Consider the following 26,313-nt stretch of genomic DNA (forward strand, 5'->3'; position numbering starts at 1 on the left):
CATCGTCGTGGATATGCACTCAATCAATACCAATCAACACAAAGATGGATAGATCGCAAGCTAACCCACAAGAAGGGCAAGTTCTTGAGCAGCCTCACGAAGGACCGGCAGGATTTTTGATGTCATTTCTCCCACGGTGGCACGTGATGCATGCACGCCAACACTCGTTGCTGCAACCGTAGCCCCTTCCGAGTTGACGATTGGCACCGCAATGGTTCTCAGACCAGTCTCAAGCTCCTGGTCGATCACCGCGTAGCCTTGCGCTCGCACTTTCTTTAGCTCTATGCGCAGCGCTTCAGGTGTCGTCAGGGTATTGGCCGTGTACTGCACAAATCGTGTCGCCTTTAACCGGGCTTCCAATTCCTCCGCGGGAAGGTAGCTAAGCATGACGCGGCCCATCGACGTGCAGTACGCCGGCAACCGGCTTCCAATATCGAGGTCGATCGTCATGATCCGCGACGTCTTCGCTCGAGCAATATACAGAATCTCGGTGCCGTCGAGTACCGCAACGGAACACGATTCGTTCAACAGACTGGTCACGTGCTTGAGGACCGGCATGCCGGCCTTCGCTAGGGGAGTCGATGCAAGATACGCATGCCCTAGGGACAATATTTTCGGGCGCAGCACGAAGTAGCGCTCGTCCTCAGGAGCCACAAACCCCAGCTGACTCAGGGTGTATAGACAACGTCGCACAGCTGCCCGAGGAATGCCTGTCTTCTGGCTGATCTGAGAAATTGAAAGAGTGCGTCTTTGGCTTGAGAACGCCTGAATGACAGTCAGCCCACGTTCCAGGGACATCATGTAATTCGGGTCTCCCTGCGACCGCGAGGGAGACCCCTCGTCTTCGACATCAAGCCCATCGGTACTTTGCGACATCGCATCATCTGGACCGATCGCTAATTCGTCGGAACGTATGCGCGCTGCGCGAACTGGCCGAGATGGCTCGGTCTTAGCCTTCTTCACCACGGCTTCTCTCCTTCAAAAGTTTGTGTTTGTGCGATCACCGCACTGTATTTACAGGTCCCGCATTGACCTTCCGACCTTATACATTGAAGATGATACGGGCGATAAACGCAAGTTTGTGCGATTATCGAACATAGCAGATTTCCATGTCTGCAGATGCATAAACAGGAATCCGAATAGATCCGCAGGTCCGTTTGGCGCTCGGTGAGCAACAGGCACTCGGACAACGCGGCAATAGGCCTCGCACAGGAGACACCGTGACAACCCAATTGATGTCTGCAGCAGCAGAGAGTCGCCCAACCTATCGCAAAGTTGCGTGGCGACTGATTCCATTCCTGCTGCTGTGCTACATGCTAGCTACCATTGACCGCTTCAACATCGGTTTTGCAAAGCTGCAGTTCCTTCACGATCTCAAGCTCAATGACGGCGTGTATGGCGTGGCGGCCGGGATGTTCTACATCGGGTACATCCTGTTTGAAGTCCCGAGCAATCTGTGGCTGGAACGTATCGGGGTTCGCCGTACGCTGCTTCGCATCATGGTGTTGTGGGGGCTGGTAACGTGCGTAATGATGTTCGCGCACAGTGCCAACGCCCTATATGTGCTGCGATTCTTGCTTGGCGTCGCAGAAGCGGGGTTCTTCCCCGGAATTCTTTTCTACCTCACACTCTGGTTCCCCGACCGCCTGCGGGGACGGATAACGAGCCTGTTCGTCATGGCAATGCCGCTCGGCGGTGTCTTCGCGGGACCCATTTCGGGCTGGATCATGGAGCACTTTGACGGCCTGGCAGGCTTTCATGGATGGCAGTGGCTTTTCGTCGTTGAGGGCTTGCCGACGATAGTAATTGGTGTGTTCGCCTACTGGTACCTTTCGGATGACGTGGCATCGGCCCGTTGGTTAGACGCCGAAGAGAAGCAGGCTATTGCAGCAGATCTCATGCTTGATCGCCGTAAGCGAAAAGCGGAGGGAACCCCCTTCACAACCGCGCTGAAGGACCCGAAGGTCTACCTGCTTGCTTTCGTCTATTTCGCCTTCTTTTGCTCGCTCACCACGGTACTTCTCTGGACTCCCTCCATCCTTAAGGCTGTAGCCGGCCAGACGCTTGGGTCAGTAGGCTGGATAAGCGGCGGCTTGTCGCTGATCGCGACTATCGGCATGGTGGTGGTCGGCTACAGCTCGGACAAACTGCTCGAACGACGGTGGCACGTCGCCTTGTGTGGTCTGGCCTCGTCTGCAAGCTTTTTCCTGCTGCCAAGCGCAGAGGGCAGTCTCCCTCTAACGGTCGCTCTGCTCGCCGTGTCGTCGGTGGGCGTGTTCAGTATTTTGAGCCTGTTTTGGACGATTCCAAGCGCGTATCTGAGCCATTCGGCAGCAGCAGGTGGCATCGCTTTGATCAGTTCCATCGGCGCATCCGGTGGCGCCTTCAGCACGATGGTAATTGGCGCAATCAGCGTTCGCTTCGGCAGCTTGTATGTGGGACTCGACGCCATGGCGGCGTTGACGACCATCGGAATGATCGCGTTGCTTGTGGCGTTTCCCAAGCATTCGCCGAATACCGAGGTCGCCGAATAACCGACCGGCACCCGGTCGAGTAAAAGGTTCAGTTCGTAACGCGCATTAAAGGAAGAAGTGTCATGACGTATGTATCGACAACACTGATCGCGCCGCTCAAGGGTGTGCGCGTCGTCAATCTCGGGGGAATCTGGGCCGGCCGTCTTGCTTCGATGCTCCTCGCGGATCAGGGTGCCGATGTCATCGAAATCAACAGGCCCAATAGAATCGCGCGGGCGGAAGATGCTCTGCTCTCTCGCGGGAAGCGCTGTATCGAACTGGACTTCGGTACGGCAAGCGAAGTCGCAGAAGCCATGCGTCTTGCGTACAACGCGGACATCGTCATTGATAACCTCGGCCTGGGAAAGACAGCCGCCTGGGGTCTCGACTATGCATCCATATCCAAAGACAATCCACAGGTCGTGTACCTGTCTCTGCCCGGGTTTGCTTCCAGTTCACCCGAGGCTGAGACTGCTGCATGGGAAGGCACCATCGCTGCCTCACTAGGAGTGTATTCGGAGCTGAACTCGACAGTCGCCATTCTTGGCTCCGATCCGATCTTTACTTCGGTACCAATGGCAAGCGCCTATGGCGGTGTTCATGGTGCCACCGCAGCGATGATGGCGTATTTCAATCGGTTGCGCACAGGCGGTGGGCAATTCGTTGAGGTGCCTCTCGCCGATGCCCTTCTTTCCGCGATGGCCGCGCTTGCGATGCGCATCGACGGGCAACCCGAGCAGTTCGATTTGCCTCGTGTGGACAAGGTAATGAGCGAGGTCGCATTCCCAATATTCAGGGATCTCGCGGATAAGCTGACCGACGAACACAAAGCGGCCCTCACAGCGTATCTCAAGCGGTTCTCCCGTCCGCAATTCGGTCATCATCTTTGCGCTGACGGACGGCAGGTCTTCATCAATGCCGTCGACCATATTCATCAGGCCCGCGCATGCCTGGAGGTCCTCGGCATTCTTGATCAGGTCGTCGCTGAAGGCATGATTGTAGGAAGCCCCTTCGACGAGGGCACTGATGGCAATAACGTCAGCAGTTCCGTGCGCTTGAGTCCGTATTGGGCCGATCGCCTCGGCAAGCTCATGGCAGCACGTTTTCTTACTCGACCAGCTGCCGAATGGCAGGCTGAGCTTCAGGCTGCAGGTGTACCGTGTTCTCTTGTGCGCACGACGGCGGAGTGGCTTGCGGAACCCATCGCACATCAAAGTGGCCACGTCTGCGAAATCAATGACCCCATCGACGGGCATGTGGTCCAGGCTGGACGCTTCTTGACAATAGAAGGTGCTGATATAGCGTCCCCCGAACCGAAACCGCGTACCAACGAAGCATACGAAATCGGATCGGCATGGCGTGTCCCGTCTGATGTGAGCTCGTCGGTCAAGCTATCGTCGCGTTCAGTGAATACGATTCTCGACGGCGTTCGTGTACTCGATATCTCCAACATTATTGCCGCACCTGCAGCGTCGCGTACGTTGGCTGAATTCGGCGCGCAGGTGACAAGAATTGACGCACCGGCACCTCAGGCCGGCCCACGGATGACGATGTGGTACGGCGTTGACGTCAACCAAGGGAAACGCGCAACCATCCTCGACCTAAAAACGACCGAGGGGCGCAAACTGCTGGAACGACTCGTCAAGGATAGTGACATCGTCGTGCATAACTTCCTCGACAGGTCCACTCTGGGCCTCGGGATTTCACTCGACCAGCTCCGAGCTATCAATCCGGACATCATCTGCTGCCAGGTCAGCGCATGGGGTGGACCACTTGGCGGCCCGTGGAAGGACTTCCCCGCTTTTGATCCCGTCCTTCAGGGCGGGACAGGCATTACATCGCGTTACGGTACGCCAAACGCACCTGCGTTGCATGGTATCGCCTCTTGTGTCGACTACATTACGGGCTTTTCGGCAGCGCTCGGAATTGCGCAAGCACTCGTGGCACGAGAGCTCGGGCGAGGCGGCTCCTATGTCCGGACGTCCCTTGCGATGGGCGCGCAGCTAGTGCAGTTCCCGTTCGTTGTCACATCAGGCAGCCAGAACCGGCCTGCGGAGGCTGGTGGTCAGACCGCCAAGGGTCACGGTGCTCACTATTCACTCTATCGCAGCGCAGAAGGCTGGGTCTTTTTTGCATGCCGTGAAGAGAATATTGATGCGGTCGCTGCAGCGCTTGGCGCCAAGAGTGCCGGTCAAGCCGATATTGCCGAAGCCATTGCGGGGGCCGACATTAAAGTTCTGCGCAACGCGGTTCAAGGTTTCCCCCAAGCTTCAGTGGTCAAAGTCGAACGCCTGGGAGCGTTGCCTGTAGCAATTCGTTCCGAAGAAGACGCTTCACCGGCCATTACACTGGACTTCGGATCAGTCACGCTCTCACAACGCAAACATCCAAGCAATTTCCCCACGGCAGTCCCGTCACCCTCATGGTTCCGCCTCGCGAAATCACCCATTCGCGAACTTACTCCGGCGCCCGCACCCGGAACCCACACCCGAGCCGTGCTCGCGGAACTCGGCCTCAGCCGGTCTGAAGCAAATGACCTCTACCGGTCGGGTATCGCGCGCGACTATTGGCAAGTTCTCAAACACTACCTTCCCAAGTAGACGCGCTTGTGGTCTGCCCACATTACCCTGTAATCCAACTGAAGGAATCACATGATTTACGTTCTCGCCTTTATCACCACCCTCCCCGGCCATCGCGACGAAGTGCTCGCGGCATATCGCACGAACACTACACCCGTGCGGGCCGAAAATGGATGCATTGAATACGTCGCTGCTTTCGATCCTGCGAATATTGACGAAACACCGGTGGCGCTTGGGCCGGACAGTTTCGTCATCGTGGAAAAATGGGATGACTTCTCCTGCCTTCAGGCCCATCGAGTGTCACCTCACATGGTCGAGTATGGTGCGAAAGTCAAGCACCTGATCGCCAAGCGTGTCGTACACGTGCTTTCTCCTGTCGACGCGGTGGCATAGGACGCGCAAGCGGTCGCTCGATGGGTTCTTAGTTATGCTACTTTCGGCGCCGTCGAGGCCCGCGTGAAGTAAAGATCCACGTGTGCGAAAAGCGCTTCATCCGACTTGAAACGCGGATGAAAGCGTGTAGGCAAGTGCGCAAGTCAGCGCTGGCCGGTAGCCAGCGCTGCGTCAAAGGATGCGGCGGTTTTCATCCTTAACTCGCGGTAGGGCACGCTTTATAGATTAAAGGTAGTTCGCAACGACCAGCAACTTCTATCCAACATATCCGAGGCAAACGCGGGCGTCCCCTGCACAAGCCGCAAATCGTTCAGGGCGACCGGGGCTACAGTTCCGAGCCACATCGCCAGCGCTTGCGCGAACGTGGCATCACGCAATAGGCCAGCGCGTTTAGTTTCCTTCGAATGACAACGCTCGTTCTGAACGTTATAGGAGCGAGCGGCACATCCAAAAATTGGAGATCAAAATGGATTTTTCAGTTTCCGGCTTGAATAAGGCCGAGATCTATAAGCTCATGAATTGCATGATTGTGCCGCGCCCGATCGCATGGGTCACCACCATGTCTGAGGATGGTTTGGTAAACCTGGCGCCATTCAGCGCGTTCAGCATCGTATGCTACGACCCTCCTCTGCTTGGGATGAACTTCAGCAGGAAGGACGATGGATCTCGAAAGGACTCCTCGAGAAACGTAGCACAACTCAAGGAACTTGTCGTTCACATTGCTGACGACACGATGCTCGACCTTGTCCACGAAAGTTCCTTTCCGCACCCGCCGAAAGTCAGCGAGGTAGAGTTGCTTGGCCTTGCCGTGGAACCGAGCGTAGGTATTTCAGTTCCGAGACTTCGAGATGCACCAATTGCTATTGAATGCCGGCTCTGGGACATAATCAAGTTTGGGCCTTCTTCCGAATATGTGGTGGCAGAGATTATTCACGTACACGCACGCGAAGGATTGCTCTCGAACTACAAGATCGAGACCACCAGTCTGCGTCCGCTTTCTCGATTGGCCGGCCCTGTCTATGGAACCCTAGGCCCCGTAATTGTCAAGCAACCGCCAACCGGCCGCGAACCCGAATAATGCCAATCAACTTCCCTGGAAATTGCTACAGAAGGCCTGACTAAGTTGCTGGTGAAAACTCACCCATCAATGATCAACTCTCGCTCCTAACAACACTGGTTAGGCTCACGTCTGGCCGCATACTTAAGCGCGGTGGCCTCAAGGAAAGTCTGCGCTGGATCGAGGGTTACGAGCGGGTCGCGGAAACGGCATCGGGCCTGCCGCACACGCGACTGGTGTACGTTGCTGATCGCGTAGCAGACATGATCGCGCTGATGGCGCGGGCGCAGGAGTTGGGCACCCTGGCGGATTGGCTGATTCGCTCGACCCATGATCGCGCGCTGTCCGAGGGAGCTAAGCTGTGTGCGGCGGCGACAGAAGACGCACCGCTCGGTGAGATTGCCTTCACGATGGGCTCGCGTCACGGCGTGAAGGCACGCCAAGTGCGTCAGCACGTGTGGCTGCGGCGCATTGAACTGCCAGCCGGCGTGGGCCAAAGCGTGGCGTCCACGGGCCTGGTGGCGCACGAGTTTGATGCGCCAAGCGGCATCAAGCCGATCGAATGGCGCTTGCTGACCAACCGCGAAGCCGCGACGCGGCAGGAAGCGACTGAACTGATCGACTGGTATCGGGCCCGCAGGGAAATCAAGATATTGTTCAACGTGCTGAAGAACGGTTGCCGTGTCGAGGCGCTGCAATTGGGCGCAATCGAACGGCTCGAACGTGCGCTGGCGTTGTTTCTGGTCGTGGCTTGGCGGATTGCCCATCTGATGCACATGGTCCGCAGTCGCCCCGATATGGATGCCGAACTGTTCTTCGATGTCGATGAAATTCGCGGCGCGTATTTGCTGACCGACGTCAAGCAGCCAGCCAAGCCCAAGCTCAATGAGGTGCTGCGCTTGATTGCGCGCTTGGGCGGATTCCTTGGCCGCAAGGGTGACGGCGAACCCGGTGCGAAAGCCATCTGGCTCAAACTCAAAGAGGCTCATGTGGCTGCCAAAACATTGCAAAAGTACGTGCCGGCGGTCACACCGACAATTGTGTATAAGCCGATGGCTTTATCTAGCGGACCCACCCGCCAACAAGCTAAGCTCAACACACAGTTTGTTAACCATAATGTTCGCTCACAGTCTCGCCAGTGAGTCGCGCCCGTCTTGGGACTGTTAGCGGACGCGGAAATCAAGGCACCACGCATTCCAGGGATGGTGGCTTCAAGTTTCCGTCCCGACCGCCGAAAATTATACGTGTATCCGCACCTTTTATGTGCCCGACATTTCTAAACTAAATAATCAGGAAAAAGATGAACCGCATTAGTCTGAATGCAAGGCTCTGGTTGGTGCTTACGCTCATGTGGGCCGGCCTGTTGTTGCTCGGTGGCTGGGGCGCGCTGCATGAGCGTGAAACGATGCTTCGAGATCGCAAGGCCGACCTTAGAGACATCGTCGAGAGCGCCGAAGGCATCGTCAAAAACTACGCATCACTTGCCGCAAGCGGCGCGATGACGACCGAGGCAGCCCAGAAGGAGGCGATGGCAAGACTGTCGGAGATGCGCTATGGCCAAGAGGGCTATATGTTCATCATCGACTCTCGTCCCGTCATGCTGATGAACGCGAACCCGGCGAACGCGGGACTGAAGAACAAGAACGTCGGTGATGGCAAGGATAGCAACGGCAAGCTATTTTTTTCGGAGATGGTGAAGGAGGCGCATGCCCAAAACAAAGGCTTCGTAGAGTACCAAGGTCTCGTCGTCGGTACGCATACACGCGCGCCCAAGATAACCTACTTCGAGTACTACGAGCCGTGGGACTGGATTGTCGCCACAGGTCTGTACGTTCAGGATATCAACGAACTTTTCTACGCGAGCCTTTTGACCAATCTGGTCGTGTTAGGCGTGATCGGCACGGTTGTGACGGTCGCAATGCTACTCATCATCCGGACTATCAAGCGAAACCTCGGAGGGGAGCCGGCCTACGCGGTCGAAATCGCGAACGGCATCGCGAATCACGATTTGCAAGCGACGGTAAGACTTCGAGCTGGAGACGACGAAAGCCTGCTCAGCGCAATTGCAATGATGCAAAAAAGCTTGTCGCAAGTGATCTCAGGCATTCGGTCGGGTGCCGAGTCGATCAGCGCGGCGGCACAGCAAATCGCCTCGGGCAACATGGATCTGTCGTCGCGCACCGAACAGCAGGCCGCTTCACTACAAGAGACGGCCGCGAGCATGGAAGAGCTCACCGGCACTGTCAAACACAATGCCGACAATGCCTCACAGGCGATGGTGCTCGCCGGCAAGGCCTCTGATACTGCGGCGCGCGGCGTCGAAGTGGTGAGCCGCGTCGTCAGCACGATGGGCGATATCTCGGCGAGCTCCGACAAGATCGCCGACATCATCGGCGTAATCGACGGCATCGCATTCCAGACCAATATACTTGCGCTCAATGCAGCCGTTGAAGCGGCCCGCGCGGGCGAGCAGGGCCGTGGATTTGCCGTCGTGGCGGGTGAAGTGCGCACGCTTGCGCAGCGAAGCGCCGCTGCCGCGAAGGAGATCAAGGCACTGATTGACAATTCGGCGAGCAAAGTGCAAAGCGGCTCGGAGCTCGTTTCGCAGGCCGGCACGACGATGCAGGAGATTATGAAGTCGGTAAAGCAAGTCGTCGACATCATGGGTGAGATTGCTGTGGCCTCGGATGAGCAGAGCCATGGCATCGAGCAGGTCAACCGAGCCGTGTCGCAGATGGACACAGCGACGCAACAAAACGCTGCGCTTGTCGAGCAGGTGGCGGCGGCCGCTCAAAGCTTGCAGGAACAGGCCACGATCCTCGCTCGCGCCGTGGGCCAATTCAAAGTGAACCGCGCCGGGAATGTAGGAGACTTTGGATCTTGGCTGTAACGTGAGATTTGAAGTATGGAAAACGAAAGCAAGGTAAGGAAGCCCACCGCGACGCGATATTCAGATGAGGTGCGGGAGCGGGCGGTTCGGATGGCGTTTGAGCATCAGCACGAGTACGAAACGCAGGGGGCGGCGAGCCACGCATCAAGGTCCGTCTGCAAGGTGGCGATCGAGTCGTAGATCTTCTTGCGGAAGACGATGCGATAGAACTCGTTGAGCATGCTCTTGTGCAGCCGTTCGACGATCCCGGTGGTTCGCTCGACACCGGGCCAGCCGCACCGAACACGTCGGCCGCGCGCTCCTGCAATTGCCGTTTCCATTCCGTGATCTGGTTCGGGTGCACATCGAACTGCTGCGCCAGTTCGGCCAGCGTGCGCTCGCCCTTGACAGCCGCCAGGGCCACTTTCGCTTTGAACGCCGCTGAGTGCGTGCGTCGGGTTCGTTTCGTCATTTCCTCGGTTCCTTTGCCTGCATTATCGCTGGCTCAGGCCCCGGCCCTTCCACTGCCTTATCCCGCTGTCTGTTTTTGTGCGGCCACCTCTGCAGGACAGTAGTGAACAAAGTGTTGCCGGACGCTGGGTCATCGAGGGCGATCTCGCCAGCTACGTCGACACCATTCATCATCGTTTGCTCCTGAGCCTAGAGGTAGCTTTAACGAAATGAGTCTGCTCAACAAGACATCGTAGGCCCGATTTCCAACAGGATGGCGCGAAAGTTCGCACTCTGCCTCGCACTCGAGGACTTTCGCGAAGCTAGGGTATTCCATAAGCCGGTCAGGATTGTTCTTGACTCCATGAGAATTCGTCACTAGCATAAATCATATCGTGTATCGTATCGGATACGATTTTCGGAGATGTAATGGAGACAGATCATGGATGTTGAGTTGGTCACAGCTGGGATTGCGCGTGACACCTGTATGCGTGCCCTCACACTGGCGGGCGTGCCAGAAAGTAATGCCGAAGTTCAAGTAGAGCTCCTGCTCGAAGCGGAGTTGCGTGGCCGTCCTTCCCACGGCTTACAGCGCCTTCCCCGCATCATTGAACGTATCCGCAACGGGGTTGCCGACCCCGTCGCACGAGGGCGTGTCACTTGGCGTGGAGATGCGCTTCTCGAAGTCGACGGAGAAAACGGATTGGGGCCTGTAGTTGCTTTCAACTCATTGGAGCAAGTTTCTGCCCGCGCGCGCACATCAGGTGTTTCCGTCGCGGTAGTTCGCAACTGCAATCACCTCGGGATGCTGGCGTTATATGCCGAGCGCATTGCCCAACGTGGTCAAATCCTCATCTCGCTTACCACGAGCGAGGCGTTGGTTCACCCGTGGGGTGGCCGGAGGCCTTTGATCGGGACAAATCCAATCGCCATCGGCGTCCCAGCGTCCCCCTACCCGTTTGTTCTCGATATGGCGACGAGCCTCGTCTCGATGGGGCAGGTACATGACTACGCCAATCGAGCAGAGCAACTCAGGCCAGGCTGGGCGCTCGATGCGAACGGCGATCCCACGACAGATGCAGCGGCAGCTCGTCATGGCGCGCTCGCCCCATTCGGCGAAGCCAAGGGTTATGCCCTCGGCTTGGCATTTGAGGTCTTGGTCGCGAGTCTTACCGACACCGCACTGGGCAAGGACGTTGCGGGCACCCTCGACTCAGACCGAGTCTGCAATAAGGGGGATGTGTTCATCGTCATTGAGCCTGCCACCAGCAGCATAGCCAATCGTGTTACTGCTTACCTTAACGAGCTGCGCGCATGCCCCCCGCTCGTTCCCAGCCGCCCGGTCGTCATTCCAGGCGACCGAGCTCAGGCCGTTCGAGACTCCTCCATGACTCACGGTATCAAACTCCCCCGCGAGGTATGGGCGCGAATCATTGGCTTTGCAAACACAATCTCGTAACTGATCCGACAAAGGACTTGAAATGACCAACCTCTTTGGCGTGCAGCGCGCGCCGGGCACTCTGTTGTTTGGCGAAGGCCAGCGACATGCTCTCGGAGCACTCGCCAAGACATTGGGTACTCGCGCGCTCGTTTGCACCGACGCTCGTTTCGCAGCCGCTCCGGAAATGCAGGAAATTCTTGCCAATTTGCTTGCACACGGGGTCAAGACCGAGGTCTATGACGGCACTCAAGCAGAGCTGCCTTCAGACAACATCTACGCGTGTGTTGAAAAGCACAGCGCCAATGTTCCTGACATGGTAATCGGCATTGGTGGAGGCAGTTGCCTGGATATGGCAAAGCTCGTATCTTTGGCGCTTACCTACAAGGACAAGCGACTTGACACCTTTTATGGTGAACTGAAGATTCCTGGTCAGCTCATACCCGTTATCGCAATTCCCACGACGTCCGGAACGGGGTCCGAGGTAACGCCAGTTGCCGTGCTCGCCGATAGTGCGAGGGACCTGAAGGTCGGGATCTCGTCGCCATTCCTTATTCCCACGATCGCCATTTGCGATCCTGAACTCACTTGGACCTGCCCGCCCGGACTCACCGCAGTGTCTGGTGCCGATGCATTGACTCATGCAGTCGAGAGCTTCATGGCAGTACGCCGCCCCGTCGAATCCGACATCGCACTGAAACGGGTCTTCGTAGGCAAGAATCGTCTAAGTGACACTCATGCGCTTGCCGCAATTGAAGCGATTTTCCGATACTTGCCGACGGCCGTAAATAACGCGCAAGACCGGGAAGCGAGAAGCATGATGATGTTTGCGTCTCTGTCGGCCGGGCTGTCATTCTCTACTGCCGGTACCGCCGCCGCACACGCGATTCAATACCCAGTTGGCGCTCTGACGCATACGCCGCACGGCCTGGGCGTTGCCACTCTTCTGCCCTACGTGATGGCCTTCAATGCCGAGCAGTGCGCGGAAGAGTTGGCTTACATCGCGCGGGCGATCGACTGCGTGGATTCCGACAGCGTGTCCACAGCGCGTCGAGTCATCGAAAAAACGAAGGCGTTGCTTAAGACCATTGGCATTCCGACGACACTCGCAGAACTTGGCGTCAAGGAGGACCAATTGGAGTGGATCGCCAACCAATCTCTTTTGTCCACCCGCCTCATTGATAACAACCCAAGAAAGCTCGGATTAGAAGAACTCCGAGCACTCGTCAGGTCTGCATTCTATGGCGAACAAATCGCCCTCTAACTAGCTGGAGATGCAAAAAATGAATCACGAAGACATCGGCATTTTGCAGTACGGCCTATTCATCAATGGCGAATTCTCTGCCGATTCCGGAGCAAGCTGGATCAACGTCATGGATCCGTCCACGGAAGAAGTCGTTGGTCAAGTCGCTGACGGATCCGTTGAGGACGCAATGCGAGCCGTCGACGCTGCATCGTCAGCCGCGCGCGCCTGGGCTGCCACCCCTGCCCGCCGTCGAAGCGAAATCCTTCGAAAGGGTTTCGAACTTATTGTTCGCGACAGCGATAAGATCGCGCGACTTATTTCGCGCGAGAATGGCAAATCATTGGCAGATGCCAAAGGCGAAGTCGCCTACGCTGCTGAATTTTTCCGCTGGTTCTCGGAGGAAGCGGTTCGAATCAATGGGGAAATTAGCACCTCGCCCAGCGGCGCTGCCAAAACGATTGTCCAGTATCAACCCATCGGGATTGCGCTGCTGGTGACCCCCTGGAACTTCCCTGCTGCGATGGCCACGCGCAAGATTGCCCCAGCACTCGCTGCAGGCTGCACGTGTATCCTCAAGCCCGCCACCGAGACGCCTCTTACTGCGTACTATATCGCCGAATTGCTTGCTGAAGCAGGCGTTCCCCCGGGCGTCGTCAACGTATTGACCACTTCGACGGCTGGAAAGGTTTGCAACTTCATTCTCGACGATCCTCGAGTGCGCAAGCTTTCGTTCACCGGCTCGACAGAAGTCGGGCGCATTCTGCTGCGAAAAGCCGCTGATGCGGTTATTAACTGCTCGATGGAACTCGGCGGAAATGCGCCGTTCCTGGTCTTTGATGACGCTGATATCGACGTCGCCATTGAAGGTGCGATGGTCGCCAAGATGCGTAATGGCGGCGAGGCCTGTACCGCGGCGAACCGCTTCTATGTACAACGAGGCATCGCCGACAAGTTCTCGCAGCGTCTGGCTCAGCGTATGGGCGAGCTTGTGGTGGGCGACGGCGTCAATGAAACGACACAACTCGGACCTCTCGTAAATGCTGAAGCCGTCTCCAAGGTCCAATCCTTGGTGGCCGACGCATGCGCCAAGGGTGCCCGCGTGGTCGTGGGGGGCAACCGTATCGACCGAAAGGGACACTTCTTCGAACCTACCGTTTTGACCGACGTCCCACTCGACGCCGACCTCTTGCACGACGAGATCTTCGGCCCTGTGGCTCCGCTTGTCGTCTTCGATACCGAAGAAGAAGCTATCGAGATGGCCAACGACACTGAATACGGTTTGATGGCCTATATCTTCACAGCGGATTTGTCACGTGGGATGCGCGTGGCCGACCGACTTGAAAGCGGAATGATCGGCCTGAATCGTGGAGTCGTTTCAGACCCGGCAGCTCCGTTCGGAGGAGTCAAGCAAAGCGGATTGGGCCGCGAAGGTGCTCACCACGGCATGCTCGAGTTCCTTGAAGCCAAGTACATCTCGACAAACTGGTAATCGCTCGCCGTCTGGTAGTTTGAGCACTTAAAAAAAACCGACCGGCGCGCTCTCGCGCGTCGGTCCCTTCCCAACAGAGACGTTGAACGATATACCCCATCGATGAGGGTAGGAGACAACTCATGTCAAAACACTCGGAATCAGGGTCACTGAGACGAGGTCTTAGCGAGCGTCAGATGAACCTTATGGCGCTCGGTGCAGCCATCGGTGTCGGCCTGTTCCTGGGTTCAGCCACCGCAATCAGATCCGCAGGACCTGCGATTCTCGTTGCATACGGCGTTTGTGGACTACTCGCCTACGTAGTCATGCGGGCTCTAGGCGAAATGGCGATTCATGATCCAGTGGCCGGCTCTTTCTCGCGCTACGCGTACAACTATGTTGGCCACAGGGCAGGATTTCTTACGGGCTGGACGTATTGGTTCTATTGGATCATTAGCATCATGGCGGAAGTCACGGCTGCCGCGATCTACATGCACTACTGGTTTCCCGATGTGCCATCTTGGATCTGGGCACTCGCGTCGCTGTTCTCGATGACAGCACTGAACCTTATCGCCGTGCGTGCTTTTGGGGAACTTGAATTCTGGTTCGCCTCAATCAAAGTGATCACCATCGTTGTTCTCATCGTCTCGGGAATTGGGATCATCTGCTTCGGCATTGGCAACGGTGGCATTCCGACAGGAGTTTCCAACTTGTGGCGCCATGGAGGGTTTGCTCCAAACGGTGTATCAGGAGTTCTCTCGGTACTCCCGTTGGTAATTTTTTCCTATATCGGCATCGAAATGCTCGGTCTAACTGCCGGTGAAGCGAAGAACCCGAAACAAACCATCAAGCGTGCTGTCGGCAGCGTTTTCTGGCGCATCGCGATCTTCTACGTCGGCGCTCTCTTTGTAGTACTGTCGATTTATCCTTGGAACGAGATCGGCATCGCGGGTAGTCCTTTCGTCGTGACGTTCGAGAAGTTGGGCATTCACAAAGCTGCAGGAATTCTCAACTTTGTCGTACTCACAGCAACGCTTTCGGCGTGTAATACAGGAATTTTCGGCACTGCCCGCATGTTGTTCAATCTTTCCCAGCAAGGGCAAGCCCCCAAGAAGCTAAACTCTCTGAACAAGCGCGGCCTGCCCATTTTTGCGATCGCCTTCTGCGTCAGCATCGCGCTATTTGGGGTCGCACTCAACTACTTCGCGCCTAAGGGACTTTTCGTCGCGCTGACCGCTGTCGCCGCTTTTGCAGGAATTTTCACGTGGACGTCTATTTTGGTGTCACACCTCAATTTCAGAAAGCACGTTAAACTTTCTAACGCCGATATTTTGCTAACGGGATCGCCGTTTGTAACTTATGTCGCTTTGGCAGTTATTCTTGGAATTGCCATTTTGATGCTCTTTTTCGACGAAACGCGACCGGCCATTGTCATTGGTATCGCGTGGACGGCTTTTCTAAACGTTGCATACGAATTCACAAAAAGCAAACAGTCCCCTGCAGCCTTGGAGGTCATCGAATGAGCATCTATGAAAAACTCGCAGAGCTTGGTATTCAGCTTCCGCCAGCGGCAAAACCGGCCGCATCCTACGTGATGACGACCGAGGTAGGTCGAACACTCTTCGTCTCAGGTCATATCGCGCGAATCGCAGGACAACCGTATGTAGGTAAGCTTGGAGACTCGCTCGATACTGCTACTGGTGTTAAGGCGGCGCGATCGGTTGCCGTCGATATAATCTCGACATTGCATGCAGATCTCGGCGACCTGAGCCGAATCGAACGAATTTCCAAACTGCTAGTTCTCGTCAACTCGACGGACTCGTATTGCGATCAACACCTTGTTGCAAACGGCGCTTCAGATCTGTTCCGAGAAGTATTTGGTGAGGCGGGCCAGCACGCACGCTCCGCTTTCGGCGTACCTCAATTGCCGTTCGGCGTTTGCGTAGAGATCGAACTCACGGCCTATCTGAAGCCCTGATCTAGTATCAATCTCCCCTTGGTTATCCTAGTCGATTGGTTCCAAGGGGACTCGTGCCAGATTTAGATTCAATGCCCACCCGTCGAATCGATTTTCCCCTGCGACGACCTGCCTGATTTCTCGGGACATTTCGATCTTGGAGAACGGCCTCAGTGAAGCGCTTTGGTTTTCCGGACCAGATTGAAGATTAGATTCCGATGCCGTTGAGACCATCGGACCGGCGCCGAAGGCCGAATTGCCGGGCGAATTCGCCGGGCGCCAAGTCGTTGAGAGCCATATGAGGCCTGCTCTCATTGTAGTTCTGCCGCCACGCTTCGATCACCCGTCGAGTCTCCTCGAGGATTTCAAACCAGGGGAGGTCCAGGCATTCATCCCGGAACGATCCGCTGAAGGTCTCGATGAAGGTATTGTCCGTCGGTCTGCCAGGCCTGCTGAAGTCGATTTGCACCTTCCGGTGATAGGCCCACATGTCCATCAGACCCCCAGAGAATTCGCTGCGGTTGTCGGCGAACAGGAATTTCGGCGAACAACGCCGCGCAACCAGTCGGCTCAACACGACCACGATATCTTCGCCGCGCAAACGCCGGCCAATTTCGATAGCCATGGCCTCGCGGCTATAGATATCGACCACGGTCAGCGCACGAGAGCAACTAACGTTGGCCGTTGGTATGCCACGAAGTGGAGACGCCTGACTTCGTCAGGCTGTCGTGGCACGTACCATCGTCGGCGGGACACTACCACCTTGCGTCGCTTCGGCAGCTTTGAGCGCAGTTGCCGTTGTTCTTCAATGTACATCCGGCGCAAGCAGTTTCTACCTCCGTGCCAATCTTCACGCTTGAGCAACACGTGAATTCGTAGATATCCGTAGCGAACGCGGCTCTGCGCAATTTCCCACATCCGTTGGCACAGCGCCGTCTGCTGATCCTTGACGCTGGGAAAGTACTGGACGCTACGCGCCTGCCGGATCAGTCGACAGGCCAGCCGCATTTTGAGGCCGTATTGGCTTACGATGTAGTCCACTACCTGCCTCTTCTGCGCGGGCCGCTCCACTTGTTTGCGGCGACATCGTGCAAAATCGCCTTGTCCAGACTCAGCTCAGCAACCAGTTTCTTCAGCCGCGCATTCTCATCCTGAAGTTGCTTCAATTCGTGGACCTGATCCGACTTCAGGCCCCGAATTGCTTCTTCCAGCGGTAAAACGTTTGCTTCAAGATGCCCATCTGCTGAATCAGATCGGCCAACGGCATTTCCGGCTCCGCCTGCTTGAGCACCGCTCCGATTTGCTCCGCCAAAAAATTTCCGCGTTTCATCGCCGACCTCCTTCCAAGGAGTCACGCGTCGAAACACCAACATTAAATTCGGACCGGATTTCCTAAAGCAGATCAACCCATCGTGGTTTCAGGATAGAAACCGCCCCTTGGCACCTTCTGCGCCTACTTCAAGTGTTAGTGTGAAGCAGTATCGATGCAACTGACCGTTGTGACTCAAGGTCCGTATGCTGCCGTGCCAGCTCCGCGGTTACAGAATTCTGCAAACGAACGGCAGATGACGCCCGCGGTACATTACAATGGGAGACGGACAGCGACTGAACAATGAATGCCGTCACCGGTCGCTGTATTCGGGAGACACACATGCAGCCTACTGTCACTGCAGATTCGCATCCGCGTGTTCCACTATTCATTAACGTCGACGCAACGCCCGGCGCTGCAATCGCCGCGCGTATCGATCGTCTGCCGATCGCCCGGCATCTATGGATGCTCGTGTTTCGGATCTCGCTCGGCGGCTTCTTCGAAGTCTACGACTTGATCTTCACCGGATATATCGCGCCGGGCTTGGCGAAGAGCGGACTGCTTCAAACGACCACTCATGCCTTCTTCGGCTTCACCGGAATTGCCGGATTCATTGCCGCGACGTTTGCCGGCCTTTTCGTCGGTACCTTCGGGTTAGGCTGGATGCCGGATCGCTACGGCCGGCGCTCGATGTTTACGGTCTCGTTACTGTGGTATTCGATCAGCTCGGCATTCATGGCATTTCAGACCACATCAGAAGGCATGATTCTGTGGCGCTTTATCACAGGAATTGGCGTCGGGGTCGAAATCATCACAATCGACAGTTATGTGACGGAGCTTGTCCCGCAACACATGCGCGGACGTGCGATGGCGTTTAACCAGTGCATGATGTTTGCAGCGGCTCCAATTGCCGCGATTCTCTCCTACTGGCTCGTTCCGACGACCGTGCTCGGTCTCGACGGTTGGCGAGTCGTGGTGCTCGCCGGCTCGATCGGCGCGGTGCTGGTGTGGTTTATTCGACGCGCAGTGCCCGAGAGTCCGCGGTGGCTGGCCACGCATTACAAGATCGAACAGGGCGACGCGATCGTGCGCGAGATTGAGGCGATCGTGGAGCGCCAGTCAGGTCGACCGCTGCCACCGCCGTTGCCCCTCATCGAGCAGCCGAGGCTTCGGCGCGCATCGCTTGCGGAGCTGTGGCACCCCCCCTATCGGTCGCGTTTGGTGATACTGATCGTCTTCAACTTTTGCCAGGCCATCGGCTACTACGGCTTTGCAAACTGGGTGCCTACGCTGCTGATCAGTCAGGGCATCACAGTGACGAAGAGCTTGCTCTATTCATTCGTCATCGCGTTCGCACTGCCCATCGGGGCACTTGTGGCAATGGCTGTCGCCGACAAGATCCAACGGAAATACCTGATCGTCGCGGGTGCGCTGGCCGTGATCGTGTGCGGGATCGCATTCGGGCAGGTCAAGGCCGTGGTCCCTCTTATTATCCTCGGGCTGCTCATCAGCCTCGCCGGCCAGACCATCTCGGTCTGCTATCACGCGTACCAGGCCGAGCTGTTCCCGACGGCCGTGAGATGCCGGGCCAATGGCATCGTGTACTCGGCGAGTCGGGTCGGCGCGATGATGTCAGGTTTTTTGATCGCGTTCCTCCTCAGGGATTTTGGAGTGTCCGGGGTATTTGCGGGCATCACGGCTTGCATGCTTGCAGTCGTGGTATCGATCGGCATCTTTGGACCGAAGACCAACGGCTTGCGTCTTGAGGAATTGAACCACTAAAAAGTGACTATTGCTGAAGTGTTCGACAGGTGCGTGACTCTCGAATTGTCGTGGGCTTCGACTAGGCCTATAGTTTGCTCCTATTTGCTTTCGTGTGTCATCGTAGCGAAGTGGGACTGCGCCGGGCGTGGCCGCTCACCTGGGCGCCGGCATCGCGATCGAGGCGGAACACCTCGGCGATACAGGCAAGGCTGAACACAGCGATAATCGCGAGCGAAAGCGTGAAGTCGTTCAAGTCGACCGCATTCGCGTCGTGATGATGCACCCATTCAGCGGCGCGCAGGACAATGGCGCCGAATGCGACGCCCATGCCGATCGTCATTTGGTTCAGCGTGCTCGATAGCGTTGTAGCAGCGTTCATCTGCGATTCAGACACGTCCGCGAAGCAAAGTGTACTGAAGGCTGTGGACTGCAACGAGCGTGAAAGCCCGCTGATGAACAGCACCCCACAAATGCACGCATAGGGTGTCCTCGGACTGACCAAGCACATCGCTGCAAGCGTAGCCGCATTGACTGCGCCGTTGACGAGAAGCACAGCCCGAAAACCGAAGTGCTTCATAATCCACGCTGTAATCAGCTTCATGGACAGATTCCCTCCAAACACCCACAGCGTGAGCAGTCCAGATTCGAACGCGTCCACGGCGAGGCCGACCTGGAACATCAATGGCAGCAGGAATAGCAAACAGCTATTCGCAATCCGTAACAACGACCAGCCGCTAAGCGCAATAGAAAATGTTTTTATGCGCAACGTTGACAAGTCGACAACGGGGTTGCGTGCCCGTCGCAAATGGACAAACCCGCCGGCGGCGGTAGCGCCGCTTACAACAAGAAACACAAATACCTTGTGCCATTGCACGAGATTCCTGCTGATCAGCTCCGTCGCATACAGGAGTGTCGTGCAGGCGCCGCCGCAGAGGATGAAGCCTGGCACATCGAACGCACGCTTCGTACCTCCTCCCGTATTGCTGACGAAGTACAGGGAGAGTAGGATTCCAACCAATCCGAGCGGCACGTTCAGATAGAAGATCCAGCGCCACGACGAATATGCCGAGATGAATCCACCGAGCGGTGGGCCGATCACCGGCGCGACGAGTCCGGGCCAGGTGATGAGCGTGATCGCACGCATAAGGTTTTCCTTGCGAGTCGCACGCAGCACGGCCAACCGTCCAACAGGCACCATCATCGCGCCGCCGATGCCTTGTGCAATGCGTGTCGCCGTGAATGACGCAAGTCCATCGGCCATGCCGCACAAGGCAGAAGCCACCGTGAAAACAGCGATCGCGCTCGTGAAGAGAGTGCGCACGCCGAAGCGATCGGCAGCCCAGCCGCTCACCGGAATGAAAACCGCGGCCGCCAGCAGGTATGACGTGACGCCAATGCTGAGGTCGACCGGAAGGACGTTCAACGAGCGCGCCATCTGCGGCAGCGCGGTCGTGATAATTGTCACGTCCAAGTTCTCCATAAAAAACGCAACGGCGACCAGCGCGACGATTATCGACGAATCGTTGGCGCGGCGGACTTCGGGCACGGAGGGAGGCGGTGCGGAACCGGACATCGGCGATACTCTCGTGAGATCCTACAATGGCAACTTCGGTCGTATCATCAGCGCTCTTTACCGGACTGCACGTGTCGCTCCACCTCGTCCGCGACGCCACTATCAAGAGAAAAATTGCGATTTCCTTAGACTTAGTCCGTGACTAGTTCGCAGACCGGGTGATCGCGTTGATTCGATGCAGCAACGACCGCCGAATCATCCATCGCCAAACCATCTGCATGACTAAACATGATACCAGGCAGATCGACGAAGCCGAGCACCGAGCGAAGGTACATCTCTTAGAGATCCATTGAGTTCCGCGGGTCTTGGACATAGACACCGCCGCGCGCAGAAATTGCGCACACCATTTTCCCCGGTGGCGACGCTGACCCAACTAATCTCCCCATACGTGATTGCTCCAGGCCTTAAGCGTCGAGCTGTTTGAGAAGCTGTACACCGACACTCCCGGCGTGATGACGTCTGCAGCGGACGGTTCCGCGATGAGTGCATCCGACGCTTGCAGGACCTTAACGTGCTCTGGTGAACGTCCCTCTACTGGCTTAAAGGACGCACCAATCATTTGTTCATCCAGATGCGGAATCGGATTGGCCGAAAAATCGTACCCGACAACCGCGTCGGCGGGATGTGCCGCCTTCCGGTTACCGAGAAATGCGAGAGCGAGCGAAGGGACACCGAGCAGGTATTCTGAACGACGCTATTGACATGAAGTATCGCCACCACCGCCTCTCACCTCTGTGAGTCGATAAAAATGGAATGGGTGATTACACCAGCAAACACGCTAAGTCCGCTGATGATAGTTGCCCGGCAATCGTCGGAGATCTCAGTGCATCGGAGAGCAATCAGCGCAAGTGCCATTGTCAATAGCCAAGCTGTTCTTCACACTAGTAAGCGCGCATTGCCGGCCGTTCGGATCGAGGAGGAAATACACACCACGTCCCATCATCATGAAGGAAGAAGAAGATGGCAATAGAGTCCGGCACGTGGAGCGCTTCGACACGCACGCAGCGCGTCAGATTAGAACCTGCGGGACTGATTCGGGTAACGCGGACCGGTGCCTCAGGAGTTGGCGCAAACCATTTTTCGACCAGAAAACGCAAGGTACTCTTTGCGATATCAGTTTCCATTTCCGAAGCCACTTCCGGTGATTCCCTTATAGCGTCGCCCTCGCGATCGACGAAATACCAGCCTGCCTTGGATCGTTCAGGCCCGGAAATCTCGCGAGTCATCGTATCGGTACGATGTGAGAATATGCTATGCCCTGCGGTGCCGATTGACTAGACGGTGAAATCGGATTTCACTCGTCCACAAATTTAGGCAATCTATGACGGGTGCGAGTTGAGTGTGCACTGCCATCCAAACGAGCGCATCTTTCGATCGTTCATATTTTTGCAGGTCGTGGTCGCAATCAGTCATCCTTGACGGGTACTTGAAACACGCTATCTGTCATGCAATAGTCAACTGCAAGGCGCCCAACCGCCCGAAGACCTGCAACACCGATACGACCACGCTCCAGCCACACTTTATCGTCGATGTGGAAACGTACGATCCTTCCGAAAACAACATGATCGCCAACGTCGCCCACGGAGATGATTCGCTCGACCACGCACTCCATCGACACCTTGGCGCCCTCGACGCGCGGCACGTTCACGACTACCCCCGGCACCTTGCCAAGACCTGCCACTTCGAATTCGTCCACCTCGGCCGGATAGGAACCCGAGGTTTCGTGCATCTGATTCGTCATATCCAGCGACACGACATTCACGACAAACTCGCCCGTTGCTCGCACGTTTTTGAGTGTGTCCTTAACCTCCTGGTCACCCTTAGCAAGGATCGAAAGGCTGACGATCGGCGGCTTTCTCGATACGACTGTAAAAAATGAAAAAGGCGCGAGATTTGCGACTCCATCCGCCGCAACGCTTGACACCCAACCTATGGGACGAGGAACTACGACGCCCTTGAGGATCCTGTAGATGGCTTCGGTGTCAAGCTCATGTGGATCGATGTTCACGCACAACTCCTTTGAACGAGCACTAAATGCGGCGACGCGCACGTGAGTACGTGCGCGTCGATCCGTGATGTTCACCGATTTTATATATGTATATGCACACGTTCAAGTTCGGCCACAAGTGGCACGCAAAAACTGCAAGCAAACCACCGAGAAGTGCTGCTTCGTGAGCTGATTCGAGCAGAACAGAAGGGATTTTCGAGGTCACCTCACTCACGGTTGCACGTGACGCATACATGCCGACACTTACCGCTACCGACTTGACGATTAGCACTGAAACGGTCCATAGCCCAGCCTCGAGTTCCGGCTACCGACGCTCAACCGCAACGACTGCCTCCAAGCTGCAACCGCCCGCACCGTCGCGCTATCCGGACAGGCCTTCTGAGAGTTTCCTGCGCTATCAACCACGCCTGAAATCGCGAGAGCTTCGTCGCGGCATTGGCAGGTTCGTCCGGTAGATTGATCTTCAAGCTATCGAGCGCGACGTAGCGTTTCGTACGCCTGGTACATATGTCGCTTCTTTTGGCAGCGTAGATATCTGACGGCATCATCCACGATTTCGCGCTGACCAAATTGAGACGCATTTTGACGAAGAAGCGTTTCGCTCGCCACGACGTCGTTTAGCTCACCCAGCTCGTCCTGGGCGACCCTTAATCGTTCGATCGTCTCGCGATGGCCAACGTCGAGAACTGGCGAGAAAAATTCGAGCAGATACCGCAGTTTCTTTCCAGCAATGCGGACTTCATGAAGCGCTGCATAGCTCGACTCGCCGTGCGATGCTGCACGCTTTAGTCGTTTTTCTAGAGCGTGTTCCGCCGCAAGCACGCGGGTCCTGACGAACTGCGCAAATTCCGGGATCTCGGCGGAGTTGGTCAATTGACGCCGAGCGCTCTCGACAGCACTGTCAAGAATGTGCTTAACGTTCGCCTCTTGAATCGCCTTGCAACTGGACAACGCTGCATCGCCACGGCGGTCGCTTACGAACGTAAGCAGTGTTACGCGAGGACGCGTCGCCGATTCGTATCGGGTAAGCAACCCCTGCAAAATGTCCCAGTCTCGCGTTTTGCCCGCTGTGCTTGCGAGCGTCTTGAATTGAACGCGCCAGTTCGCAGCATCGCTTTTGTCAAGCAACGGACCATAAGCCCACCAAAGCGACCGCACGCGCCGCAGGGAAACCCGCAACTTGTGAAACACCTCGGGATCTGCGTGCGGATTAAGTCGAATTGCCAACAGCGCTGCGTCGTGAGCGGTAGTTGAGGCCAACAAAACGAACGCCTCGGCGACGGAGATGCCCGGGGTGTCGAGATTTTGGCTGCTACTGACTGCATGTCGACCAAGCCCTTTCTCGGGCGCCGGCGCCGTTGCACTTTGGGGCGGGAGATCCATCACAGCACCTTCGTCAGCTCCGAGTGAATGCAGTCATAGGATAGAGTCAAACGAGGCCGGACTTCAGGACTTGTTGCCCGCCAACCTCTCTACTGTGCTCATCGCGTCACCGCCCAAGAATCCTGCCCGGTCCATGCCTTGACCGTTCGGACGAAATCGTAAATGTTTAGCGGAACGGTATCCGCCTTGGCATTCGAGCGCGTCTTCCGGGCGATGTCAAGGATCGGGGCCAAGTGCTCATGAAATCATTCAAGCTGTCGCGGGCCCGATGTTCTGCTTTATAAGATTCGGACCGAAATTGATGTTAGTTTTTCGACGCCTGACTCCTTGGAAGGAGGTTGGCGATGAAACGCAAACGAATTTCGGTGAAGCAAGGCGACTCCGGATCGCAGTTTTCTCTCGCTCGCGTGCTCCTTGATTTGTTGGAACTATTGCACTTGCGACGGCATGACGCCGCCGCAGAGAAAAATGAATTTTTCAGGACCGACTACGGAGATCATTTGAAAGAAGTGGGGAGATATTCAGTCATCAAGACTTAATTGACCGACTTCACCATTTCCTCGATGACCTTCTTCGCATCGCCGAACAACATCATCGTCTTGTCCATGTAGAACAGGTCGTTGTCGAGCCCCGCATACCCCGCCGCCATCGACCGCTTGTTGACGACCACCGTGCGCGCCTTGTACGCCTCGATAATCGGCATCCCCGCGATCGGCGACTTCGGATCGTTCTTCGCAGCCGGGTTCACCACGTCGTTCGCGCCCAGCACCAGCACCACGTCGACCTGACCGAACTCGCCGTTGATGTCCTCCATCTCGTGGACGATCTCGTACGGCACTTCGGCTTCCGCCAGCAGCACATTCATGTGACCTGGCATGCGGCCCGCGACAGGGTGAATCGCGTACTTCACGTCGATCCCCTTCTCGACCAGCTTGTCGGTCAGCTCCTTCAGCGCATGCTGCGCGCGCGCCACCGCCAGGCCGTAGCCCGGCACGATCACGACCGTTTCCGCGTTGCCGAGCATGAACGACGCGTCCTCCGCCGAGCCCGACTTCACCGGACGCTGCTCCTTCGAGCCGCCGGCCGCGCCGGCCGAGGCCTCGCCGCCGAAGCCGCCGAGGATCACGTTGAAGAACGAGCGGTTCATCGCGTTGCACATGATGTACGACAGAATCGCACCCGACGAGCCGACCAGCGAGCCCGCGATGATCAGCATCGCGTTGTTCAGCGAGAAGCCGATGCCCGCCGCTGCCCAGCCCGAGTACGAGTTCAGCATCGACACGACCACCGGCATGTCCGCGCCGCCGATCGGGATGATGATCAGCACGCCGAGCACGAACGCGATCGCCGTCATCACGATGAACGGCAGCCACGCTTGCGTGATGAAGAAGATCACGCCGAAGCCGATCATCGCGAGCGCGAGCATCAGGTTGATCAGGTGCTGGCCCGCATACACGACCGGCGCGCCCTGGAACAGCCGGAACTTGTACTTGCCCGACAGCTTGCCGAACGCGATCACCGAACCCGAGAACGTGATCGCGCCGACGAACGTGCCGATGAACAGCTCGATCCGGTTGCCGTACGGGATGAAGTTCGCCGACGTCGCGTCCGCCGGCACGAGCCCGAACGCCGCCGGCTCGGCCACCACCGCATAGGCGATACACACCGCCGCAAGACCGATCAGCGAGTGCATCGCCGCGACGAGCTCCGGCATCTTCGTCATCTCGACGCGCGCGGCGACGAACGCACCGACCGCGCCGCCGACCACCAGCGCGCCGAGCACGAGCCCGAGACCGAGCGGCAGATCCGCGCCGAGCGACGTGGCCTGCTTGAAGATCAGCGCGAGCGTCGTGACGATCGCGATCGCCATCCCGACCATCCCGAACAGATTGCCGCGTCGGGCGCTCTTCGGGTTCGACAGCCCCTTCAGCGCCTGGATGAAGCACACCGACGCGACGAGGTACAGCAGCGTAACGACGTTCATGCTCATCGCGCGCCCTCCTTCGCACCCTTCGGTTCCTTCTTGCGGAACATCTCGAGCATTCGCCTCGTGACGAGGAACCCGCCGAACACGTTGACGGCCGCCAGCGCAACCGCGAGCGTGCCGAACACCTTGCCCGCGCCGCCGATCGTGAGCGCCGCCGCGAGCATCGCACCGACGATCACGATCGCCGAGATCGCGTTCGTCACCGCCATCAGCGGCGTATGCAGTGCGGGCGTGACGTTCCACACCACGTGGTAGCCGACGTACACCGCCAGCACGAAGATGATCACGTTGATCACCGTGTGATTGATGAGCTCCATGG

General features: G+C 56.9%; 20 protein-coding genes and 5 pseudogenes. 14 read left to right on the plus strand and 11 right to left on the minus strand.

Annotated features, from left to right (window positions below; all coding sequences use genetic code 11):
• Nucleotides 1–60 precede the first annotated feature (60 nt).
• Complete coding sequence (locus tag ACV22Z_RS00270; protein WP_448074333.1) at nucleotides 61–966, minus strand: IclR family transcriptional regulator domain-containing protein; 906 nt, start codon at nucleotides 964–966, stop codon at nucleotides 61–63.
• A gap of 254 nt (nucleotides 967–1,220) precedes the next feature.
• Here ACV22Z_RS00270 and ACV22Z_RS00275 point away from each other — a divergent pair, with 254 nt between their 5' ends.
• From ACV22Z_RS00275 to ACV22Z_RS00305, 7 genes and pseudogenes are all read left to right on the plus strand, one after another.
• Nucleotides 1,221–2,534, plus strand: a complete 1,314-nt coding sequence (locus tag ACV22Z_RS00275) for an MFS transporter (protein ID WP_448074334.1) — start codon at nucleotides 1,221–1,223, stop codon at nucleotides 2,532–2,534.
• 62 nt (nucleotides 2,535–2,596) lie between these two features.
• Nucleotides 2,597–5,113 (plus strand): CoA transferase, encoded by a 2,517-nt coding sequence (locus tag ACV22Z_RS00280; protein WP_448074335.1) that lies wholly within the window; start codon nucleotides 2,597–2,599, stop codon nucleotides 5,111–5,113.
• A gap of 51 nt (nucleotides 5,114–5,164) precedes the next feature.
• A complete protein-coding gene (locus ACV22Z_RS00285; RefSeq protein ID WP_448074336.1) occupies nucleotides 5,165–5,485 on the plus strand; it encodes a putative quinol monooxygenase in 321 nt (106 codons plus the stop codon).
• A 254-nt stretch (nucleotides 5,486–5,739) separates the two neighbouring features.
• Nucleotides 5,740–5,856, plus strand: a pseudogene (locus tag ACV22Z_RS00290) (IS5/IS1182 family transposase); the annotation flags it as partial.
• A 95-nt stretch (nucleotides 5,857–5,951) separates the two neighbouring features.
• The gene (locus ACV22Z_RS00295; RefSeq protein WP_448074337.1) at nucleotides 5,952–6,563 is read left to right on the plus strand and encodes a flavin reductase family protein; all 612 of its coding nucleotides are present in this window, start codon (nucleotides 5,952–5,954) and stop codon (nucleotides 6,561–6,563) included.
• A gap of 125 nt (nucleotides 6,564–6,688) precedes the next feature.
• Nucleotides 6,689–7,552: pseudogene (locus ACV22Z_RS00300) on the plus strand (IS4 family transposase); the annotation flags it as partial.
• Between the two features lie 290 nt (nucleotides 7,553–7,842).
• Nucleotides 7,843–9,432 (plus strand): methyl-accepting chemotaxis protein, encoded by a 1,590-nt coding sequence (locus ACV22Z_RS00305; protein WP_448074338.1) that lies wholly within the window; start codon nucleotides 7,843–7,845, stop codon nucleotides 9,430–9,432.
• Between the two features lie 134 nt (nucleotides 9,433–9,566).
• On the opposite strand, the pseudogene ACV22Z_RS00310 reads toward ACV22Z_RS00305, so the two are convergent.
• Both ACV22Z_RS00310 and ACV22Z_RS00315 read right to left on the minus strand, forming a co-directional pair.
• A pseudogene (locus ACV22Z_RS00310) lies at nucleotides 9,567–9,689 on the minus strand (IS481 family transposase); the annotation flags it as partial.
• 16 nt (nucleotides 9,690–9,705) lie between these two features.
• Nucleotides 9,706–9,883, minus strand: a pseudogene (locus ACV22Z_RS00315) (transposase); the annotation flags it as partial.
• A gap of 420 nt (nucleotides 9,884–10,303) precedes the next feature.
• Between ACV22Z_RS00315 and ACV22Z_RS00320 the strand changes: the two are divergent.
• The 5 genes from ACV22Z_RS00320 (at nucleotide 10,304) to ACV22Z_RS00340 (ending at nucleotide 15,991) form a co-directional block, all read left to right on the plus strand.
• Entirely contained in the window at nucleotides 10,304–11,320 is a 1,017-nt protein-coding gene (locus ACV22Z_RS00320) for an Ldh family oxidoreductase (protein WP_448074339.1), read from the plus strand.
• Nucleotides 11,321–11,342: 22 nt separating this feature from the next.
• Complete coding sequence (locus ACV22Z_RS00325) at nucleotides 11,343–12,563, plus strand: iron-containing alcohol dehydrogenase (protein WP_448074340.1); 1,221 nt, start codon at nucleotides 11,343–11,345, stop codon at nucleotides 12,561–12,563.
• A 19-nt stretch (nucleotides 12,564–12,582) separates the two neighbouring features.
• The gene (locus tag ACV22Z_RS00330; RefSeq protein ID WP_448074341.1) at nucleotides 12,583–14,034 is read left to right on the plus strand and encodes an NAD-dependent succinate-semialdehyde dehydrogenase; all 1,452 of its coding nucleotides are present in this window, start codon (nucleotides 12,583–12,585) and stop codon (nucleotides 14,032–14,034) included.
• A gap of 122 nt (nucleotides 14,035–14,156) precedes the next feature.
• Nucleotides 14,157–15,536 carry an amino acid permease gene (locus tag ACV22Z_RS00335; protein ID WP_448074342.1) on the plus strand — a complete coding sequence of 460 codons (1,380 nt, stop codon included), beginning with the start codon at nucleotides 14,157–14,159 and terminating at the stop codon, nucleotides 15,534–15,536.
• Nucleotides 15,533–15,991: a RidA family protein gene (locus ACV22Z_RS00340; protein WP_448074343.1), complete on the plus strand. Its 459-nt coding sequence runs from the start codon at nucleotides 15,533–15,535 to the stop codon at nucleotides 15,989–15,991. Before ACV22Z_RS00335 ends, ACV22Z_RS00340 begins: the two co-directional genes overlap by 4 nt.
• Nucleotides 15,992–16,178: 187 nt before the next feature.
• Here the strand turns inward: ACV22Z_RS00340 and ACV22Z_RS00345 are convergent.
• Nucleotides 16,179–17,300: pseudogene (locus tag ACV22Z_RS00345) on the minus strand (IS3 family transposase).
• 321 nt (nucleotides 17,301–17,621) lie between these two features.
• Between ACV22Z_RS00345 and ACV22Z_RS00350 the strand changes: the two are divergent.
• Nucleotides 17,622–19,061, plus strand: a complete 1,440-nt coding sequence (locus ACV22Z_RS00350) for an MFS transporter (protein ID WP_448074344.1) — start codon at nucleotides 17,622–17,624, stop codon at nucleotides 19,059–19,061.
• A gap of 97 nt (nucleotides 19,062–19,158) precedes the next feature.
• On the opposite strand, the gene ACV22Z_RS00355 is transcribed toward ACV22Z_RS00350, so the two are convergent.
• The 5 genes from ACV22Z_RS00355 to ACV22Z_RS00375 form a co-directional block, all read right to left on the minus strand.
• Entirely contained in the window at nucleotides 19,159–20,616 is a 1,458-nt protein-coding gene (locus tag ACV22Z_RS00355; protein ID WP_448074345.1) for an MFS transporter, read from the minus strand.
• Nucleotides 20,617–20,989: 373 nt separating this feature from the next.
• Nucleotides 20,990–21,295, minus strand: coding sequence for an NAD(P)H-dependent oxidoreductase (locus ACV22Z_RS00360; protein WP_448075126.1), 306 nt, complete (start codon nucleotides 21,293–21,295; stop codon nucleotides 20,990–20,992).
• A 202-nt stretch (nucleotides 21,296–21,497) separates the two neighbouring features.
• Nucleotides 21,498–21,842, minus strand: coding sequence for a hypothetical protein (locus ACV22Z_RS00365; RefSeq protein ID WP_448074346.1), 345 nt, complete (start codon nucleotides 21,840–21,842; stop codon nucleotides 21,498–21,500).
• Between the two features lie 179 nt (nucleotides 21,843–22,021).
• Nucleotides 22,022–22,624: a flavin reductase family protein gene (locus tag ACV22Z_RS00370; RefSeq protein WP_448074347.1), complete on the minus strand. Its 603-nt coding sequence runs from the start codon at nucleotides 22,622–22,624 to the stop codon at nucleotides 22,022–22,024.
• A gap of 468 nt (nucleotides 22,625–23,092) precedes the next feature.
• Nucleotides 23,093–24,007, minus strand: a complete 915-nt coding sequence (locus ACV22Z_RS00375; protein ID WP_448074348.1) for a CHAD domain-containing protein — start codon at nucleotides 24,005–24,007, stop codon at nucleotides 23,093–23,095.
• A 344-nt stretch (nucleotides 24,008–24,351) separates the two neighbouring features.
• On the opposite strand from ACV22Z_RS00375, the gene ACV22Z_RS00380 reads away from it, so the two are divergent.
• The gene (locus ACV22Z_RS00380; RefSeq protein ID WP_448074349.1) at nucleotides 24,352–24,546 is read left to right on the plus strand and encodes a hypothetical protein; all 195 of its coding nucleotides are present in this window, start codon (nucleotides 24,352–24,354) and stop codon (nucleotides 24,544–24,546) included.
• Here ACV22Z_RS00380 and ACV22Z_RS00385 read toward each other — a convergent pair.
• Nucleotides 24,543–25,997 carry an NAD(P)(+) transhydrogenase (Re/Si-specific) subunit beta gene (locus ACV22Z_RS00385; RefSeq protein WP_448074350.1) on the minus strand — a complete coding sequence of 485 codons (1,455 nt, stop codon included), beginning with the start codon at nucleotides 25,995–25,997 and terminating at the stop codon, nucleotides 24,543–24,545. The two genes, ACV22Z_RS00380 and ACV22Z_RS00385, sit on opposite strands and share 4 nt — an antisense overlap.
• Nucleotides 25,994–26,311, minus strand: a complete 318-nt coding sequence (locus tag ACV22Z_RS00390) for an NAD(P) transhydrogenase subunit alpha (RefSeq protein ID WP_448074351.1) — start codon at nucleotides 26,309–26,311, stop codon at nucleotides 25,994–25,996. The genes ACV22Z_RS00385 and ACV22Z_RS00390 overlap by 4 nt, the downstream gene beginning before the upstream one ends.
• Nucleotides 26,312–26,313: the final 2 nt, after the last annotated feature.

The sequence above is a fragment of the Burkholderia sp. PU8-34 genome, from assembly GCF_053427725.1.

What these genes read in the sequence shown, in the direction of transcription:
- ACV22Z_RS00280 (WP_448074335.1), top strand. Translation starts at nt 2,597, where the DNA reads ATGACGTATGTATCGACAACACTGATCGCGCCGCTCAAGGGTGTGCGC.
- ACV22Z_RS00285 (WP_448074336.1), top strand. Translation starts at nt 5,165, where the DNA reads ATGATTTACGTTCTCGCCTTTATCACCACCCTCCCCGGCCATCGCGAC.
- ACV22Z_RS00295 (WP_448074337.1), top strand. Translation starts at nt 5,952, where the DNA reads ATGGATTTTTCAGTTTCCGGCTTGAATAAGGCCGAGATCTATAAGCTC.
- ACV22Z_RS00305 (WP_448074338.1), top strand. Translation starts at nt 7,843, where the DNA reads ATGAACCGCATTAGTCTGAATGCAAGGCTCTGGTTGGTGCTTACGCTC.
- ACV22Z_RS00320 (WP_448074339.1), top strand. Translation starts at nt 10,304, where the DNA reads ATGGATGTTGAGTTGGTCACAGCTGGGATTGCGCGTGACACCTGTATG.
- ACV22Z_RS00325 (WP_448074340.1), top strand. Translation starts at nt 11,343, where the DNA reads ATGACCAACCTCTTTGGCGTGCAGCGCGCGCCGGGCACTCTGTTGTTT.
- ACV22Z_RS00330 (WP_448074341.1), top strand. Translation starts at nt 12,583, where the DNA reads ATGAATCACGAAGACATCGGCATTTTGCAGTACGGCCTATTCATCAAT.
- ACV22Z_RS00335 (WP_448074342.1), top strand. Translation starts at nt 14,157, where the DNA reads ATGTCAAAACACTCGGAATCAGGGTCACTGAGACGAGGTCTTAGCGAG.
- ACV22Z_RS00340 (WP_448074343.1), top strand. Translation starts at nt 15,533, where the DNA reads ATGAGCATCTATGAAAAACTCGCAGAGCTTGGTATTCAGCTTCCGCCA.
- ACV22Z_RS00350 (WP_448074344.1), top strand. Translation starts at nt 17,622, where the DNA reads ATGCAGCCTACTGTCACTGCAGATTCGCATCCGCGTGTTCCACTATTC.
- ACV22Z_RS00355 (WP_448074345.1), bottom strand. Translation starts at nt 20,616, where the DNA reads ATGTCCGGTTCCGCACCGCCTCCCTCCGTGCCCGAAGTCCGCCGCGCC.
- ACV22Z_RS00365 (WP_448074346.1), bottom strand. Translation starts at nt 21,842, where the DNA reads ATGACTCGCGAGATTTCCGGGCCTGAACGATCCAAGGCAGGCTGGTAT.
- ACV22Z_RS00375 (WP_448074348.1), bottom strand. Translation starts at nt 24,007, where the DNA reads ATGGATCTCCCGCCCCAAAGTGCAACGGCGCCGGCGCCCGAGAAAGGG.
- ACV22Z_RS00380 (WP_448074349.1), top strand. Translation starts at nt 24,352, where the DNA reads ATGAAACGCAAACGAATTTCGGTGAAGCAAGGCGACTCCGGATCGCAG.
- ACV22Z_RS00385 (WP_448074350.1), bottom strand. Translation starts at nt 25,997, where the DNA reads ATGAGCATGAACGTCGTTACGCTGCTGTACCTCGTCGCGTCGGTGTGC.
- ACV22Z_RS00390 (WP_448074351.1), bottom strand. Translation starts at nt 26,311, where the DNA reads ATGGAGCTCATCAATCACACGGTGATCAACGTGATCATCTTCGTGCTG.